14 protein-coding genes are annotated in these 17,092 nt (G+C 46.2%); 11 read left to right on the top strand and 3 right to left on the bottom strand.

What is annotated here, in order from left to right:
* Window positions 1-353: 353 nt before the first annotated feature.
* The 10 genes from QUA47_RS07835 (at window position 354) to QUA47_RS07790 (ending at window position 13,041) form a co-directional block, all read left to right on the top strand.
* Window positions 354-1,307: an ABC transporter ATP-binding protein gene (locus QUA47_RS07835; RefSeq protein WP_333175479.1), complete on the top strand. Its 954-nt coding sequence runs from the start codon at window positions 354-356 to the stop codon at window positions 1,305-1,307.
* A gap of 77 nt (window positions 1,308-1,384) precedes the next feature.
* Entirely contained in the window at window positions 1,385-3,058 is a 1,674-nt protein-coding gene (locus QUA47_RS07830) for a hypothetical protein (RefSeq protein WP_333430330.1), read from the top strand.
* Between the two features lie 57 nt (window positions 3,059-3,115).
* Window positions 3,116-3,301: a hypothetical protein gene (locus tag QUA47_RS07825; protein ID WP_445301770.1), complete on the top strand. Its 186-nt coding sequence runs from the start codon at window positions 3,116-3,118 to the stop codon at window positions 3,299-3,301.
* Window positions 3,302-3,378: 77 nt separating this feature from the next.
* On the top strand, window positions 3,379-5,046 hold the full coding sequence (locus QUA47_RS07820) for a hypothetical protein (protein ID WP_333430329.1): 1,668 nt from the start codon (window positions 3,379-3,381) through the stop codon (window positions 5,044-5,046).
* A gap of 574 nt (window positions 5,047-5,620) precedes the next feature.
* Window positions 5,621-7,783 (top strand): DUF4394 domain-containing protein, encoded by a 2,163-nt coding sequence (locus QUA47_RS07815; protein WP_333430328.1) that lies wholly within the window; start codon window positions 5,621-5,623, stop codon window positions 7,781-7,783.
* A 163-nt stretch (window positions 7,784-7,946) separates the two neighbouring features.
* Complete coding sequence (locus QUA47_RS07810; RefSeq protein WP_006630975.1) at window positions 7,947-8,234, top strand: hypothetical protein; 288 nt, start codon at window positions 7,947-7,949, stop codon at window positions 8,232-8,234.
* A 384-nt stretch (window positions 8,235-8,618) separates the two neighbouring features.
* Window positions 8,619-8,963, top strand: a complete 345-nt coding sequence (locus QUA47_RS07805) for a hypothetical protein (protein WP_333430327.1) — start codon at window positions 8,619-8,621, stop codon at window positions 8,961-8,963.
* Between the two features lie 226 nt (window positions 8,964-9,189).
* Entirely contained in the window at window positions 9,190-10,434 is a 1,245-nt protein-coding gene (nrdJ, locus tag QUA47_RS07800; RefSeq protein WP_333430326.1) for a ribonucleoside-triphosphate reductase, adenosylcobalamin-dependent, read from the top strand.
* A 244-nt stretch (window positions 10,435-10,678) separates the two neighbouring features.
* Entirely contained in the window at window positions 10,679-11,752 is a 1,074-nt protein-coding gene (gene nrdJ / locus QUA47_RS07795) for a ribonucleoside-triphosphate reductase, adenosylcobalamin-dependent (RefSeq protein ID WP_333430325.1), read from the top strand.
* Window positions 11,753-11,913: 161 nt separating this feature from the next.
* A complete protein-coding gene (locus tag QUA47_RS07790) occupies window positions 11,914-13,041 on the top strand; it encodes a formylglycine-generating enzyme family protein (RefSeq protein WP_333430324.1) in 1,128 nt (375 codons plus the stop codon).
* Between the two features lie 60 nt (window positions 13,042-13,101).
* Here QUA47_RS07790 and QUA47_RS07785 read toward each other — a convergent pair whose 3' ends face one another.
* Together QUA47_RS07785 and QUA47_RS07780 are read right to left on the bottom strand one after the other, a co-directional pair.
* Complete coding sequence (locus tag QUA47_RS07785) at window positions 13,102-13,263, bottom strand: hypothetical protein (RefSeq protein ID WP_333430323.1); 162 nt, start codon at window positions 13,261-13,263, stop codon at window positions 13,102-13,104.
* Window positions 13,264-13,279: 16 nt separating this feature from the next.
* Entirely contained in the window at window positions 13,280-14,566 is a 1,287-nt protein-coding gene (locus QUA47_RS07780) for a Glu/Leu/Phe/Val dehydrogenase (RefSeq protein ID WP_333430322.1), read from the bottom strand.
* A gap of 408 nt (window positions 14,567-14,974) precedes the next feature.
* Between QUA47_RS07780 and QUA47_RS07775 the strand changes: the two genes are divergently transcribed.
* A complete protein-coding gene (locus QUA47_RS07775; RefSeq protein ID WP_333430321.1) occupies window positions 14,975-15,586 on the top strand; it encodes a DUF4126 domain-containing protein in 612 nt (203 codons plus the stop codon).
* A 197-nt stretch (window positions 15,587-15,783) separates the two neighbouring features.
* Here QUA47_RS07775 and hemH read toward each other — a convergent pair whose 3' ends face one another.
* Window positions 15,784-16,947: a ferrochelatase gene (gene hemH / locus QUA47_RS07770; RefSeq protein ID WP_190663261.1), complete on the bottom strand. Its 1,164-nt coding sequence runs from the start codon at window positions 16,945-16,947 to the stop codon at window positions 15,784-15,786.
* Window positions 16,948-17,092: the final 145 nt, after the last annotated feature.

Below are 17,092 nucleotides of genomic sequence, written 5' to 3'. Positions count from 1 at the left end.
CAATCATTCATGAAGATTTGTAGGCGTAGTGTCCCCGTGCCTACCCCGATTAGGGGAATTTACGCACGGGCGATCGGAAACGCTTTTTTTTTGGGAATAGTTAGTTATAGCACCTAAAAGCGACAACAACCCGGTTTCTTGGGTGTTGATGCGTAATATCCTGTCCGGTAGATTAGCGATTTGTCATCGACCGGGGGCAGGTTTATGAGATTGTCGGTTTTCGGCAATTATTGTCGGTAAACCTGCCCCTACAAGACATGGCATCATGTAAAAACGGATCGGATCGATCGGACTTGATATAACTTCTGTTCATGCCAGGAATGTACCGATAAAACTTCATTCACCCTCCAAACATGGCAAAACAACTAGCAATAGAAACTCGCGGGCTGACGAAACAATTCGATCGCCATATAGCTGTCAATGACATCGATTTGCAAGTAGCAGCAGGTGAAGTATGCGGACTGATCGGCCCCAACGGTGCCGGCAAAACTACCTTGCTGCGAATGCTGGCGGCGGCTGAGGAACCGACTATAGGGGAAATTTACATCAATGGAGATAGGTTATTGCGCGATCGATCGCACCCAATTCTCAAACAGCGCATCGGCTTTCTTCCCGACGACTTTCCCCTCTACGACGACTTGACTGTTTGGGATTATTTAGACTATTTTGCCCGACTCTACAACCTCCAGCAACCGCGCCGCCGAGAGCGAATCAACTCCGTGTTAGAACTCGTGCAACTAACCAACAAGCGCAACAGCTTAATTTCCACCCTGTCGCGGGGGATGAAACAGCGCCTGAGTTTGGGGAGAACTATTATCCACGAACCGCTGTTGCTGTTGTTAGACGAACCCGTTTCTGGCTTAGATCCGATCGCCCGAATGCAGTTCCGCGAAATTATCAAAGTTTTGCAAGAAGTCGGCATGACCGTAGTCATATCATCTCACGTTCTCAGCGACTTAGCCGAACTTTGTACCTGGGTAGGCATCATGGAACTCGGATATCTGGTCGAAAGCGCACCGTTACAAGAACTTTACAAACGCCTCAGCCGCCAGCAAATTTTCATGTCGGTTTTAGGAAATAAATTAGAAGCGCTAACATCGGCATTAAAAAACTTTCCTTGGGTGGAAAATTGGGCAATAATCCCGGAAACTCAACAGGTGTGCGTTGATTTTTCAGGAAGCCCGGAAGATGCCGCAAATTTATTACGCGAACTCGTCGCCGCCAACATTCCCCTAACCGAATTCCACTGCACTCAAGAAGACTTAGAAACCATCTTCCTCAAGATGGGACACCAGCAAGCATCCTAAGAAGCTTTTTCCCTCCTTACCAAGATGAACCGTGAGTTATAACTAACTCATCACCCATTCCTCATAACCAATAACCAATGACACTCAACTTACTAGACAAAATAGGCAACTGGAATCCCCAGTTATTTCGAGAAATCAAAGGCCGCTTGAAGATTGGCAATATGGCGATCGCATCTGCCCTTTCCCTCTGCGGTCAACTGCTGCTATTCATGTATTACAGCGCCCAGATACCCGTTACCCCTGCTAAGGGGGAGTACACTTACCCCATCTATCACAGATTTTGCACTTTCAACAATGCCAATTCCTATGAGAAACAGTGCGTCAGAGATGCCTTGGGCAACTTTGCCATTAACTGGCCGAAGTGGTGGCTAGAGATATTCATGTGGCTGAGCATATTGAGCGTGTTAGCTTTATTAGTAGCAGGGACTTATCTACTTGTCAGCGACTTAGACAAGGAGGAACGCCGCGGCACGCTCAACTTTATTCGCCTCAGTCCCCAGTCTGCCAAAACAATTTTTTTGGGCAAAATTCTTGGCGTACCAATTTTACTTTATTTAGCAACTATTCTGACCGTACCCCTGCACCTGTACGCTGGATTAGCTGCTCAAATACCCCTGAATGAAATTTTATGTTTTTACACAGCAGTTGCAGCTAGCTGTGCTTTATTTTACAGCGCTGCGATGCTATTTGGATTGACAACCAGTTGGTTGGGAGGATTTCAACCTTGGTTGGCTAGCGGTACGGTTTTTGTTGTGTGTTGGATTTCTGCGATCCCGTTAACGGGTACTGCTGCGGATTTGCTAACATTTTTATCTCCCATTGCTATCCTGAGATATCTACTTTTTGGAGTTATCAAAAAATATGATAATTTCCATTGGTTAGGTGAAAATTTAGACAAGTTGCAATGGTTTTACTCGCCAGTGGGTACAAATATTGCGAGTGGTCTTGCTTTGTCTCTCTTGGTTTGTGGTACAGGAACCTACTGGATGTGGCAGGGATGGCAGCGCCGCTTTCCCAATCCCACTGCTACAGTTTTGAGCAAGCGGCAAAGTTATTTGCTAGTTATCTGCTGTCAGGTAATAATTTTAGGGTTTGCACTCCAATCAGACGCCCTAGCCTACATTAATCTCATCTGTTTACTTATCTTGAATTTGGTGATGTTCTTAGCTTTAATTGCAGCTTTAACATCTGACAGACAATCTTTGTACGATTGGGCGAGGTATCGGAAACAAATCGTTCCCAGCAGTCAGAAGCTGTGGCGGCGCTACCCGCTACTCGATTTAATTTGGAGCGAAAAAAGTCCGGCTGTAGTTGCGATCGCGATCAATTTCCTCAGCTCAGTCATAATTTTAACACCTTGGGCGCTGTTGGAAAAAAACCATATAAACGGATTTTGGGGTGTAATTTCCTGTCTGAATCTCATCCTAATTTACGCAGCCATCGCCCAACTATTCCTATTTGCAAAAACTCGAAATCAGGAAATTTGGGCCGTCGGGACAGTCGGCAGCGCTATCTTGTTGCCACCTGTGATCTTATCTATGTCCTTGCTTACCCCAGAAAAAGCTCCTTTTTTGTGGTTGTCTTCAACATTTGGCCTTTTGTTTGCGCCGTATCTGACAGCCGCGTCAGGAAATACCTTTTTGCTATCCATACTCAGTCAGTGGACTGTCTTGGTGTTGTTGAATCTCAAATTGCGATCGCAACTGAGACTCGCAGGGGAATCAGCTTCTAAAGCACTGCTGAAAGCTTGAAAAAGCTGGGGAAGAAAAAGGGGAAGGAATCATTCGGCATTAAAAAACTTTCCTTGGGTGGAAAATTGGGCAATAATCCCGGAAACTCAACAGGTGTGCGTTGATTTTTCAGGAAGCCCGGAAGATGCCGCAAATTTATTACGCGAACTCGTCGCCGCCAACATTCCCCTAACCGAATTCCACTGCACTCAAGAAGACTTAGAAACCATCTTCCTCAAGATGGGACACCAGCAAGCATCCTAAGAAGCTTTTTCCCTCCTTACCAAGATGAACCGTGAGTTATAACTAACTCATCACCCATTCCTCATAACCAATAACCAATGACACTCAACTTACTAGACAAAATAGGCAACTGGAATCCCCAGTTATTTCGAGAAATCAAAGGCCGCTTGAAGATTGGCAATATGGCGATCGCATCTGCCCTTTCCCTCTGCGGTCAACTGCTGCTATTCATGTATTACAGCGCCCAGATACCCGTTACCCCTGCTAAGGGGGAGTACACTTACCCCATCTATCACAGATTTTGCACTTTCAACAATGCCAATTCCTATGAGAAACAGTGCGTCAGAGATGCCTTGGGCAACTTTGCCATTAACTGGCCGAAGTGGTGGCTAGAGATATTCATGTGGCTGAGCATATTGAGCGTGTTAGCTTTATTAGTAGCAGGGACTTATCTACTTGTCAGCGACTTAGACAAGGAGGAACGCCGCGGCACGCTCAACTTTATTCGCCTCAGTCCCCAGTCTGCCAAAACAATTTTTTTGGGCAAAATTCTTGGCGTACCAATTTTACTTTATTTAGCAACTATTCTGACCGTACCCCTGCACCTGTACGCTGGATTAGCTGCTCAAATACCCCTGAATGAAATTTTATGTTTTTACACAGCAGTTGCAGCTAGCTGTGCTTTATTTTACAGCGCTGCGATGCTATTTGGATTGACAACCAGTTGGTTGGGAGGATTTCAACCTTGGTTGGCTAGCGGTACGGTTTTTGTTGTGTGTTGGATTTCTGCGATCCCGTTAACGGGTACTGCTGCGGATTTGCTAACATTTTTATCTCCCATTGCTATCCTGAGATATCTACTTTTTGGAGTTATCAAAAAATATGATAATTTCCATTGGTTAGGTGAAAATTTAGACAAGTTGCAATGGTTTTACTCGCCAGTGGGTACAAATATTGCGAGTGGTCTTGCTTTGTCTCTCTTGGTTTGTGGTACAGGAACCTACTGGATGTGGCAGGGATGGCAGCGCCGCTTTCCAAATCCCAGTGCTACAGTTTTGAGCAAGCGGCAAAGTTATTGGCTAGTTATCTGGTGTCAAACAATATTTTTAGGGTTTGCACTTCAATCAGATCCCGGAGCCTATAATTTGGGCTGTTTACTTATCTGGAATTTGGTGATGTTCTTAGCTTTAATTGCAGCTTTAACATCTGACCGACAATCTTTGTACGATTGGGCGAGGTATCGGAAACAAATCGTTCCCAGCAATCAGAAGCTGTGGCGGCGCTACCCACTACTCGATTTAATTTGGAGCGATAAAAGTCCGGCTGTAGTTGCGATCGCGATCAATTTCCTCATCTCAGTAATAATTTTAACACCTTGGGCGCTGTTGGAAAAAAGTGAGAATCAGGGATGGGGGGGTGTAATTTTCTGCCTGAATCTTATCCTAATTTACGCAGCCATCACTCAACTATTCCTATTTACCAAAACCCGAAATCAGGAAATTTGGGCCGCCTGCACAGTCGGTAGCGCTCTGTTGTTGCCGCCTCTGATTTTATCTATGCTCTTGCTAACCCCAGAAAAAGCTCCTATTCTCTGGTTGTCTTCAACATTTGGTGGCTTTTGGTTTTCGTCTTTGGCAGCGTCAGGAAATACGATTTTGCTCTCCATACTCAGTCAGTGGACTGTCTTGGTGTTGTTGAATCTCAAATTGCGATCGCAACTGAGACTCGCAGGGCAATCAGCTTCTAAAGCACTGCTGAAAGCTTGAAAAAGCTGGGGAAGGGATCAAACGTGAAACTCCGATTCAGGCAGGGATTTAAACCCCTGCCTGAAAGCTTAAGTCGTCTGAAAACGACTGTTCAACTAACTTATTATGCCAATTCCGCATTTATAATCCACTTTATATTGAGCGATGGTGGTCGCCCCTACACAGACAAAGCCCACCTTCGGAGGCTTTAAGATTAAAGTTGAAAAAAATTTCTGACTGTACAGATCCAAAATTATAGAGTCAGCGTATATTACTAATGAACGCAGTACACAATTTCATAGGTTCGCACCGCTAACAATTTCAGCTTGCCTGTTTGCAGTTGAGCTGCGATCGCCCTTGGCTACACACCCAACTATAAAATACGGCTAAGTGATCTGTATTTAGGAGTGGGTTTATTGGAATTGAGGGGCTGGTTTATGTATCATTTGATCGGGCTGTAATACTTTGATTACAACCCACCCCTACAGCCGTAAATAAGAAAAACTATCCTAAAAGTGCGAGTTTGTGATATTTTGACTGAGCATACCACCGCCGTTAGGCAACATAAGTATCAAATTTAGAGGCTGATTAGAGCATGGCAGATATTAGAGGCACCGCCCAAGCAGACTTGCTAGCAGGAACTCCAGAAAATGACCTAATTTTTGGTTTGATGGGGAATGACACCATTGCGGCAAACTCGGGTAATGACAGCATTTATGGAGGAAAACAAAGCGATTTAATTGAGGGCAATTTAGGTCAAGATTCGCTTTTTGGAGATTTAGAAAACGACACTATTAACGGCGGAGACGGTAACGATTTTTTAGTGGGCGGAAAAGGCAGCGATTCTATATCGGGAAACTCCGGGAATGATGTTTTGTCGGGCGATCGAGAGACTGATGTCCTGATAGGCGGAGACGGGGCAGACGTATTTGTTTTGAGGCGCTATGCTGAGGCAGATCCTAGTCGTACCAGCGGCGGTGCTAATTTCGCAAATGCTGACGCGATCGCCGATTTTACAGCCGGTACAGATTTAATCGGTTTGGCGGGAGGTCTTAGTTTTAGCGACTTGAATATTCAGGAAGCTGGAAACGATACTGTTATTCAAGACCGAGTGACTGGAGAATTTCTCGCTACTCTCAGAGGGGTGAGACAAAGTGCGATTAACCAGGCAAGTTTCACTAATAATATTGGCAGCGTTGTTCCCAGCCCCCCGCCTCCAGCGCGGACAACGGCTTATGCTTTAACTCCTGCTAATCGGATTGTCGGTTTTAGTCTTTCCAATCCGGGAAGTGTACTCTCAGATTTTCCCGTGACTGGATTGCAAGCGGGAGAAAGTTTGCTGGGAATTGATTATCGACCGGCTAACGGTTTGCTTTACGGTGTGGGTTCTAGCAATCGCTTGTATACTGTCAATCCGATGACTGGGGAAGCAAGTCCAGTCGGTAACGGGGAGTTTGCTGTTCCCCTAACTCCGGGGGCTGCGGGTTTTGATTTCAATCCGACAGTCGATCGAATTCGGTTTGTCAATCAAGCCGATCAAAACGCCCGCCTCAACCCGGATACCGGCGCACTTGTGGATTTTGACACGCTGGCGGGGGGAATTCAACTCGACGGGAATTTGGCTTACCGGGAGGGCGATCGCAATTTTGGGTCAAATCCGGCTGCTGCTGGGGCTGCGTATGTGAATAACTTTGCAGGGGGAACTTCGACAACCCTGTTTGTAATTGACAGCGATTTGGATGTTTTGGTGCGACAAGATCCGCCGAATAATGGAGTGTTGAATACGATCGGATCTTTGGGAGTTGATGCTACTAGCGTTCTCGGCTTTGATGTCAGGAGTATTGGCGGCCGCGAGGTGGCAGTGGCGGCGCTGGAAGTTGGTGGCCTTTCCGGCTTGTACAATATCAATTTAAGTAGCGGTCAAGCTTCCTTTGTCGGTCAAATTGCTGACGGGAGACAGATTAACGGTTTGGCTTTGCCTTTGCCTACAGCTTACGCTTTAACTGTCAGAAATGGCGCTGAAACAATTGTCGGTTTTAACGAGGCGGGACCGCGGGCAATTCTCAGCGACGTGGCAGTTACAGGGTTGCAGCCGGGAGAAAGTTTGCTGGGAATTGATTTTCGCCCCGCTAACGGTGTGCTTTACGGTGTGGGTTCTAGCAATCGCTTGTACGCGATTAATCCGGTTACTGGGGCTGCAAGTCAAGTCGGTAGCGGGCAGTTTGCTGTTCCCCTAACTCCGGGGGCTGCGGGTTTTGATTTCAATCCGACAGTCGATCGAATTCGGTTGGTCAATCAAGCCGGTCAAAACGCCCGCCTCAACCCTGATACTGGGGTACTTGTGGATTTTGACACGCTGACGGGGGGAATTCAACTCGACGGGAATTTGGCTTATGCTGCGGGCGATCGCAATTCTGGCAATCCCGGCGCGGCTGTTGGGGCGGCGTATGTGAATAACTTTGCAGGGGCAACTTCGACGACACTCTTTGCAATTGACACCAATTTAGACGTTTTGGTGCGCCAAGATCCGCCCAATAATGGGGTGTTGAATACGATCGGATCTTTGGGAATTGATGCTGGTACCGTTCTCGGCTTTGATGTCAGGAGTTTTGGCGGTAACGAGACGGCTTTGGCTGCGATCGAGGTTGGCGGAGTTTCCAGCCTGTACAATATCAATTTGACGACCGGTCAAGCTTCGATCGTCGGTCAAATTGGTGACGGGCGAGGGATTAAAGGCTTAGCACTGACTTTGATTTAACTGCTAGATTCCCAGCGATTTTAGGCATCAATTATCTAGTTTTTAGGTGGAAAATTGAAAACAACTCAACTTTTCTACAATCTGAAATTGTCAGTCTAAAATCGTTTGGGCAATTCCCAATTCCCAATTTGAGGTAACATATTATTTTGACAACCAAGATAAGATGTTATCTCAAGTTTTTTACTTGCTACGTTCCCGCAGTGACGGCAAATATCTGTCCGCGAATCCCAATCCAGATGCGGCAGTGAGTTACCTGCTGATGTTTCGCGAAGACTATGACGCTTTGAGCTATCTCAACGCCCACGCTGCTGATGTTGCCGATCGATTCGGAGTAGAATCGATTTCCGGTTCTCAGGTAAAAAAGCTACTCGAACGTTGGGGATTTAACGGTGTGGGGGTTGTTCAAGACCCGCTGTTACCCAATATTGAGTTTTTATTGACAAAGGATTGACAATTGACAAGATTTGCTATTCACCCGGTTTCAGGAAGAAATCGGGTTTTTTTGTCAAGTTTTGAGCCGATCGCCCGATCGAGCTTGTAGAGTTATATGCCCCATATTTAGTGCAAATTGTCAAATTTGTAAAGCTTTCACCCTAACTCTGAATCCTGTTGTATATTCGTAGTTTGATTTATTCCGACCCGTCAGTACACCACCTATGGTTCGAGAATTAGAGCGAGCGAAGCAACAGACTGGGCAACTAGCGTGCGATCGCAGTGTCTGGCGGTTAGTCAGACTCGGCAATATCGCCAGTGAGCAAACAAGAGCTAGACCAATAAAAATCCCCAGCAGCTACGAACTGACCAGGGAAATGCACAAAAAAACCAAGAGATAATTATGACACAAATCAATGGCTTTGGAGCAAAGGCTCAAGAGTTCGAGTACCCAAAATTAGTAGCAAATATCCAGCTAAAACTGGTGTTAAGCCCAGATATTGACCGACATCAACCTTACCACAGCCAGATACAAGAGCTTCAAGCTCAAATGAATGGCCTAAAGGCTGAAAACCTCGACTTGAAGACTGAAAACCTCGACTTAAAAACTGAAAACCTCGACTTAAAAACTGAAAACTTCGACTTGAAGACTGAAAACTCAAACTTGAGGCAGATTAACCAAGAATTGCAATGGCGTATTAATCCCAACTCTCCTGATGGAGATGCAATTTGCAATTCAGACTGGTAGTTGAAAATACAGTAGGTGTGCAGCCCTGGCTTAAAAAGTCAGGGTTGTTTTTTCAACAAAATTACTGGTATCCAAGGGGCAAGCTAGAAAATTTTGCTGAGCTTATACACTTCTGAGCCCCATATCTAGTGCAAATTGTCAAATATATTAACCTTTTACCCTAAATCTGAATCCTGTTGTATATTCGTAGTCTGTTGATATATTCCGACACGTCAGTACACAACCTATGGTTCGAGAATTAGAGCGATCGAGTGCCCGCGAGAAACGCAACCTGTCCGATTTCCCCGAAACAGCACCCGCAGCCAATCCAGTATTTTTTAGGACTTACAGCCGCCGTACCGAGACGGGAAGGGAGACTTGGGCCCAAGTGTGCGATCGAACAGTCAAGGGGCTGCAAAAGCTGGGAAACCTCACCTCCGAAGAAACACAACTGCTGCACCGGATGCAAAACCAGCTCAAAACCCTCGCTTCAGGCCGCTGGCTGTGGGTAGGTGGCAGCAAATGGATCGAGCAACCAGAGAATTTTTCCGGTGCATATAATTGCTCCTCAACAAATATTCTCGACTGGCGTTCCTTTGGTTTGTTGATGGATTTGGCAATGATGGGCTGCGGCACTGGGGCCGTCTTGGAACCACAATATATCAATCAACTGCCGCCTATCCGCAACCGTCTAACCCTAACCATGCAAGGCGAAATCGGCTCTACACCCGCCCAGTCGCGCCGTGAAGAAACAGAAGTAAAAATAGCAGAAAAAACCGCAACTATTTATGTCGGAGATTCTCGCCAAGGTTGGGTAAACTCCTATCAAACTTTGCTGGAGTTATCCACAGATGAAAGATTTGCAGGAGAAGTTCAAGTATTCATCGATTTGAGCGACGTTCGCCCGGTGGGAGAACCTTTAAAAGGTTTTGGCGGAGTAGCAAATCCCGTGAAATTGCCCGACCTGTATCAGCGCTGCACCGCTATTTTGAATAAAGCTTTAGGGCGGCAGTTAAATTCAGTTGAATGCTGCCTTTTGATAGATGAAGCGGCGGTCACGATCGTCGCAGGAAATATTAGAAGATCGGCAGGAATGCGTCAGTTTTCTTTTAATGACGAACTGGGGGCAAATGCTAAAAACAATTTGTGGCAACAAGATGAAAGCGGCAACTGGAGAATAGATCCAGAACGCGATGCCCTTCGGATGGCCAACCATACGCGAGTTTTCCATACCAAACCTACACTAGAAGAATGTATTGATGCTGTCCGCAAACAGTATTATAGCGGCGAAGGTGCGATTCAATGGGCTGGCGAAGCCGTAGCTAGAGCTAACGTTGATTTACTGTCAACACCGAGTCTTAAACTTGAATTTTTGAAAGCTTACGACGAAGGAAAAGCTAAAGAGTGGTTGCAGGAACGCCATCCTAATATGACTGCTGGCGAGTTAGAGCATCGGTTAGTCCGCGTGGGCTTAAACCCGTGTGGTAAGTAATTTTGCCTCACGTAAAAAACCTCGCAAAATCGGAGAAGACTGAGATGTTAACTCCGAGGTAAGTAAGGGAATTAAAAATCCTTTACCACCGTAGAGCGTACCGGGTGAACCTTCTTTTTTGAAGAACATAATCCTGGCAAGAGTGCGGGGCATTTACAACTAAAGTAGATGAAAAAGTACGCCGATCTACAGGGAAAATCGAATCTGTAGAACTAAAGGATAAAAAGCCTTTAGGGTAACAAAAATGGAAATCATCGGCTCTAATTTCCACTGTAATTTGGCGGAGGTTCACCTCAATCAAATTGCTCCTTACAACTTCAAAGAACAGGAGGAAGCTTTCAGGGCTGCGGCTCTATCTGTGGCGGTACTTCTCAATCACAAATTTCTTGAACCCCGCTATCAATACAGCCGCGAACTAGACCCGATTGTCGGCGTATCTTTCACGGGATTGTTCGATTTCTTCGTTCATGCTTTTGGCGTTGAGTGGCTGCGCTGGTGGGTGGAAGGCCGCCCGCAAACTCCGCAAGGAATCGCTTTTAAACAGCGGGAAGAAGAGTATTTGAGTGGTTGGCGCGAGATTGTCAATGGGGTAGTATGGGATTATTGCGATCGCCATTCCTTAAAACGCCCAAATCGGTGCACAACGGTTCAACCATCGGGTACTAAATCTCTGCTGACAGGTGCTTCCCCCGGCTGGCACCCGCCGAAAGCCCAGCGTTTTATTCGCCGAATCACTTTTGGTAAAAACGACCCCGTAGCCCTCGCCTGCATCGACTACGGATACAACGTGATTCCGTCTCAATCTGACAAAGATGAAAACGGCAATTTGCTGAACAATCCCTTCGATGAACGCTGCACGGAATGGCTGGTAGAAATACCCGTTGCCGTAAGTTGGGCTGACTTGCCCGGTGCTGATGAAATTGACATTAACAAGTTCTCAGCCGCCGCACAAATGGACTTTTATATGCAGGTGCAAAAGTTCTATGTCAGACATAACACTTCGGCCACGATTGAACTGCGCGAAAATGAAGTTGAAAGTTTTGGTAGGCGGATTTATGAAGCCATTCGCGATGATGAAGGCTACATTTCCGCAGCGCTTTTAGCTCGGTTTGATGCTCTTGAAACTTTCCCGCGTTTGCCCTTTGAACCGATAAACAAGGAAACTTACACCAAGATGGTGGAAGAGACTTTAGCGCGCCGGGAAATTGATGTTTTTCACGCGGCTTTGAGTCGCTATGACTTAGGTGAAATGATGGATTCCGGGCCGGCGGGCTGCGATTCCGATAAGTGTTTGATGCCGGAGACTAAGGCTATATAATACCGTTGAACTAAATCCCCCACATGGGGGATTTTTTTTGATTATTTTCAGCAAATAGGCGGTTTCAACCGCCGCATAATCGAGGGGGTAGCTAAAAATGCTATCATTCGACAATCAGAGATTAAAGTTGTGCTGAATTAAAATGCAGAGGCTTTAGTGCAATGTCAGACAACCAAAATGAACCTAGAGAATACGATGCCGTCCTCGGCGGCCAAAATTTAATTCCTGTCAATGCTGCGGTACTCGGAGGCATCCCCGGCGTTAAAAGCCGCTTAGCCTCGCCCGCTGTCGAAGTTAGAATCGCCGCCCTCTCCGAAGCGGTGAAATATGGAGAAGCAGGCTTGGATTTAATAATTCAAGCATTGGGGGATGAGTCAATGCAGGTAAAAATAGCTGCCTATTCACTGCTGAAAGATAGGGATGACTTAAAGAGCAAACTGCCGTTTGAAGACTATTTACCTAGATTTGGATTTGATGTTATTACAGTCGATGCTTCTGGAAAAGAAAATAGTCGCACTAAGTCCTTTGCTCGCTTCTTTCCTGAAGATTTAGGTAACGGAATTGTATTGGAAATGGTTTACATTCCCGGTGGTAGATTTATGATGGGTTGCCCCGAAAACGAAGAAGGTAGACATGATAGCCAAAGTCCTCAGCATCAAGTAACAGTACCGGCTTTTTTTGCTAGCAAATACCCCATCACCCAAGTACAGTTCCAACCAGGGGGAGGATACAACCAATCCTCTTTCAAAGGCGAAAAACGTCCTCAAGAAACTATATTGTGGCACACTGCCGTCAAGTTCTGTGCCCAACTCTCGCAACAAACCGGGAAAAAATATCGCCTCCTAAGTGAAGCAGAATGGGAATACGCCTGTCGTGGTGGTACAACCACCCCATTTCATTTTGGGGAAACTATTACCCCGGAATTAGCCAACTATGACGGAAACTACCCCTACGCAAACGCCCCCAAAGGGCTTTCCCGCCGAGAAACAACCGATGTCGGGAGTTTTCCCCCCAATGCTTTTGGACTGTACGATATGCACGGCAATGTTTGGGAGTGGTGCAGCGATACGTGGCACTCGAACTATAACGGGGCACCAACTGACGGAAGTTCCTGGGAAAGGGACACACATAATAGTTACCGAGTGATGCGTGGCGGTTCCTGGAGCTCCTATGGGCTCAATTGCCGCAGTGCCGATCGTGACTGGTTCGGGACGCACCTCCACTGCGAGCACTGGACTATCGGTTTTCGCGTAGCTTTAGAATACCCAGATCCGCGACTTCTTAAATAAGTCCGAGTTCTCACGAAAAATACCGAGAAGAAGTCGGGAATCTAATACCCGGATGACCTCTTATTTAAAAATATCTTTCCGCTTCTGCAACAGCAAAGTGGCGGTTAAATAAACTGCTGCGTGCAAACCTAAAATTCCCCAATTCAAAGCCAAGTTTTGCCAAGTCGGTTCGTAGAGTGCGCTTTTCTCGAATAAGTGCGGTAAGATTGTGCGATCGGGCAATCTTACCGCACTCTTGTCAACCGTTCACATAATAATCCCGCGTTCCCTTCGCATTCATCGCTTCTCCGAGTCGATTTAACCCGTACACGTAAGCAGCAGTTCTCATGGAAACTGACAATTCCTGAGATTTTTTCCAAATTGCCTCAGTTTCTTCGACCATTTTATGCTTCAACCGCTGGTTGACCTCCTCCAGCGTCCAATAAAGCCCGCTGCGATTTTGCACCCACTCAAAATAACTAACCGTTACACCTCCGGCATTGACTAAAATATCAGGGATTACTTGAATTCCCCTCGCTTCTAAAACCAAATCAGCAGCAGAATCAATCGGCCCGTTAGCTACTTCAAAAATAAACTTAGCCTTAACATCATTAACATTGGCTTCAGTTATTTGATTCTCCAAAGCTGCTGGAACCAGCACGTCTACATCTAAGCCTAAAAGTTGCTCATTTGTCAATATTTCGTGTTCGATAATATTGCAAACCGAATCTTCGCAGTAAACAGCTTTGATACCTTTGTTAGAGTCTTTAAAGCTTCTAATACTGGGGATATCCAACCCTTGTTTAGCATAAATTCCCCCTTGGGAATCGCTGACAGCAACAACTTTGTAACCTGCTTCCCACAGAAGTTCTGCTATTTCTGCACCCGCATTACCAAAACCTTGTACTGCTACAGTTGTATCTTGAGGATTTAGATCGAATTTGGGTAGAAGAGTTTGTACTACAAAAAAAGCACCCATGGCTGTAGCCGTATCTCTGCCCAAACTGCCACCAATTGTCACGGGTTTACCAGTCACAACCGCTGGAGAAAGCTGCCGCTTAATAATATTGTATTGATCCATCATCCAACCCATAATCATGGGATTGGTGTAGACATCCGGCGCGGGAATATCGACATCCGGGCCGATGAAATCTGCGATCGCATCGACATAGCCCCGGCTCAACCGTTCCAATTCCAGTTTGGACAATTCCTTGGGATTGAGAGTAATTCCGCCCTTGGCTCCTCCAAAAGGCAAGTTCAAAACTGCACATTTAAAAGTCATCCAAAATGCTAAGGATTGCACTTCATCAAGGGATACTCCCGGGTGATAGCGCACTCCTCCTTTAGACGGGCCTCTGGTATTGTCGTAGCGCACCCGATAACCTTGAAAAATTCGCAGGGAACCGTCGTCCATCCGCACGGGAATCGATACAATTAAACTGGATTTGGGGTGTTTCAGCCGTTCAATAGTATCCTCGGAAAGGGACACATATTTTAAGGCTCGTTCTAATCGGCGACTGGCATCGGCAAATAATGAATCAGACATAATAGGAAGGAAGAAGGAAAGCACGACATGGATTTTGACACGGATACACGGATTAATTATTTAGTGTCCGTCAGATTTTGAAGGAAGAGGGAAGAAGGAAGAATAGCTGACATCTTAATTTTAAGTATCTCGGCTGGCTTACTGGTTTTCCTATACATTTTAATTTAATCACAATCCCGGTTGAATTCTGTCAACTGTCAACGGTCAACTGTCCACAAACTGCCTTGTGTCGATCGACAATCTCGCCGTGCCAAGCAGCGATTAAGCAGATACACTTACAATAGAAGGTGATATTTAACCTCAAGCCGCAATTTGAGTTCGCTCGCTCAAATCACAGCCAGCCATCAGGGGAATTAAATTCTGAAATACATCGAGGCTTTAGCTGACGTTAGAAACTGAATTATTATTATGGTTGGACTCCTAGCCGCACTCTCAGCGTCTGCGGCAGGGGGTATGAGAATTGCCCTGCCCCTGCTGTTAATTGGTTTGTTGCGGATTGACAAACTTTGGTCGGAAATACCTTTATTGTCGGGGGTTCCCCCCCAGGTGGCTATCACCATCTTGGTGAGTTGGTCGCTGTTAGAGTTATTTGCTTCTAAAACTTTTGTGGGACAGCGGGTGCTACAAATTGTGCAAATTATTTTCAGCCCCGTTGTAGGAGCAATTATGGGAATTGCGATCGCTCAGGTAAGTTCGATCGATGAAATTATTGCTCACCCTTGGATGCTGTGGATAATTGGTATTGTCGGAGGTTTGTTGGCTTTAGTGCTGCAACTGGTACAAGCAGGATGGTTTTATCGGCTGCGGGGTTTGCCGATTTGGGTGATTTTCCTCCAAGATGTTCTGTCCATTTCCTTGGTTTTATTTGCCTTTGACGCACCGCGCCAGGGAGGGTTAGTTGCGATGATGCTGCTGTGGCTGGCAATTCGCAGTTCTAAAGAGTGGTATCGCTGGTACAGAAGTCAGGGAATACCGGGCGATAGGGGAAATCCCCGCCACCGCAAGCGCGATCCTGATTAGTTACTGGTAATTAGTTATGGGTTATTAGTCATATTGTTTGCGGTTGTTTCGGAATGATTTAACCGCAGAGACCGCAGAGGGCGCTAAGGAAGAGAAGAGACAGATGAATAATTCCGATACCAACGGATTTTATATCATTAGTCATTTGTAACCACAGTCAACAGTCAACAGTCCACTGTCAACTGTCAACTGTCAATTTAAAGCAATCCGATCGAGTGTAGCGGGCCTTGACCCGTAATTAACTCCAGCAATAGTGCCACAAAACCAATCATCGCCACACGACCGTTCCAGACTTCCGCCCCCGTGGTCAAACCCCACTCCCACTGCTCTTGAGGGTACATTTTCACTGTCTTGGAAGGGCGTATAACATCCGAGAATTTAACGCTGGGAGATTCGATCGACTCGATGACTAAATCGGCCAAAGCTTCAATAAACACCGGATGAGTATTCAGGGCGGGCACTCGGTAGAAATTTTTAATCCCCGATTCTTCTGCTAATTCTCGATACTCCATGTCAATTTCTTGCAGAGTCTCGATGTGTTCGGAAACAAAACTAATCGGAACTACCAACAAATCTTGGACTCCATTTTCTGCCAATTCGGTAATCGCGTCTTCGGTGTAAGGCTTGAGCCATTCCACCGGGCCAACCCGACTTTGATAAGCTAGAGTGTGTTCGTTCGATCGGTTCAAATGTTCCATAATCAGACGAGTGCAATCTTCAATCTCGCGCTGATAGGGGTCTCCAGCCTCTTCTACGTAGCTGAGGGGGACGCCGTGGGCGCTGAAAAAGATGTGCACTCGATCGGGATTCGGATTGTGGTCTAGTTCTTGGGCTATCAGTTCCGACATTGCCTGAATGTAGCCTGGCCGCTTATACCAAGAAGGAATCGCGGTATATTCGATATCCTTGAGGGCAGGATCTTTGCCCCACATTTCTTCTAGCTGCCGGAAGCTAGAACCGCTGGTGCTGATGGAAAATTGAGGATACAGCGGCAAGATTGTCAAATGTTCGATGCGATCGCGCTTAATTTTGGCGATCGCCTCTTCGGTAAAAGGATGCCAGTAGCGCATCCCCACGTATACTCGAGCATCTTGTCCCTTGGACTGCAATCGTTCTTGCAGCGAAGCGGCTTGTTCTTCGGTAATCCGCCGCAAAGGAGAGCCGCCCCCGATTTGGCGGTAGTTTTCCTGGGATTTTTGAAAGCGCAGGGTCGAAATCAACCAGGCGAGCGGTTTTTGCATCCACGGAAACGGGATGCGAATGATTTCCGGGTCAGCAAACAAGTTGAACAGGAAAGGACGGACATCCTCGATTTGATCTGGCCCGCCCAAGTTTAATAGCAATACTCCCACACGACCCATAGCGGTTACAGCTCTCCCAATATCTCAGTTCTGTTACTTATCTTTATCATATAACTTAATAATATCTTAAGTCGATAGCAAGGTATACATAATTTTGACTGTGGGAACAATTTTTAGAGATTTAAGTTATCGGTATCAGTGACTG

It is taken from the genome of Microcoleus sp. MON2_D5 (assembly GCF_036701905.1).
GTDB lineage: Bacteria > Cyanobacteriota > Cyanobacteriia > Cyanobacteriales > Microcoleaceae > Microcoleus.
The sequence above is the reverse complement of the archived record's forward strand: the minus strand, read 5'-3'. Positions and strand labels throughout refer to the sequence as shown.

Bases quoted from the DNA above. Each gene is read 5' to 3' on its own strand.
- QUA47_RS07835 (WP_333175479.1), top strand. From the start codon at position 354: ATGGCAAAACAACTAGCAATAGAAACTCGCGGGCTGACGAAACAATTC.
- QUA47_RS07830 (WP_333430330.1), top strand. From the start codon at position 1,385: ATGACACTCAACTTACTAGACAAAATAGGCAACTGGAATCCCCAGTTA.
- QUA47_RS07820 (WP_333430329.1), top strand. From the start codon at position 3,379: ATGACACTCAACTTACTAGACAAAATAGGCAACTGGAATCCCCAGTTA.
- QUA47_RS07815 (WP_333430328.1), top strand. From the start codon at position 5,621: ATGGCAGATATTAGAGGCACCGCCCAAGCAGACTTGCTAGCAGGAACT.
- QUA47_RS07810 (WP_006630975.1), top strand. From the start codon at position 7,947: ATGTTATCTCAAGTTTTTTACTTGCTACGTTCCCGCAGTGACGGCAAA.
- QUA47_RS07805 (WP_333430327.1), top strand. From the start codon at position 8,619: ATGACACAAATCAATGGCTTTGGAGCAAAGGCTCAAGAGTTCGAGTAC.
- nrdJ (WP_333430326.1), top strand. From the start codon at position 9,190: ATGGTTCGAGAATTAGAGCGATCGAGTGCCCGCGAGAAACGCAACCTG.
- nrdJ (WP_333430325.1), top strand. From the start codon at position 10,679: ATGGAAATCATCGGCTCTAATTTCCACTGTAATTTGGCGGAGGTTCAC.
- QUA47_RS07790 (WP_333430324.1), top strand. From the start codon at position 11,914: ATGTCAGACAACCAAAATGAACCTAGAGAATACGATGCCGTCCTCGGC.
- QUA47_RS07780 (WP_333430322.1), bottom strand. From the start codon at position 14,566: ATGTCTGATTCATTATTTGCCGATGCCAGTCGCCGATTAGAACGAGCC.
- QUA47_RS07775 (WP_333430321.1), top strand. From the start codon at position 14,975: ATGGTTGGACTCCTAGCCGCACTCTCAGCGTCTGCGGCAGGGGGTATG.
- hemH (WP_190663261.1), bottom strand. From the start codon at position 16,947: ATGGGTCGTGTGGGAGTATTGCTATTAAACTTGGGCGGGCCAGATCAA.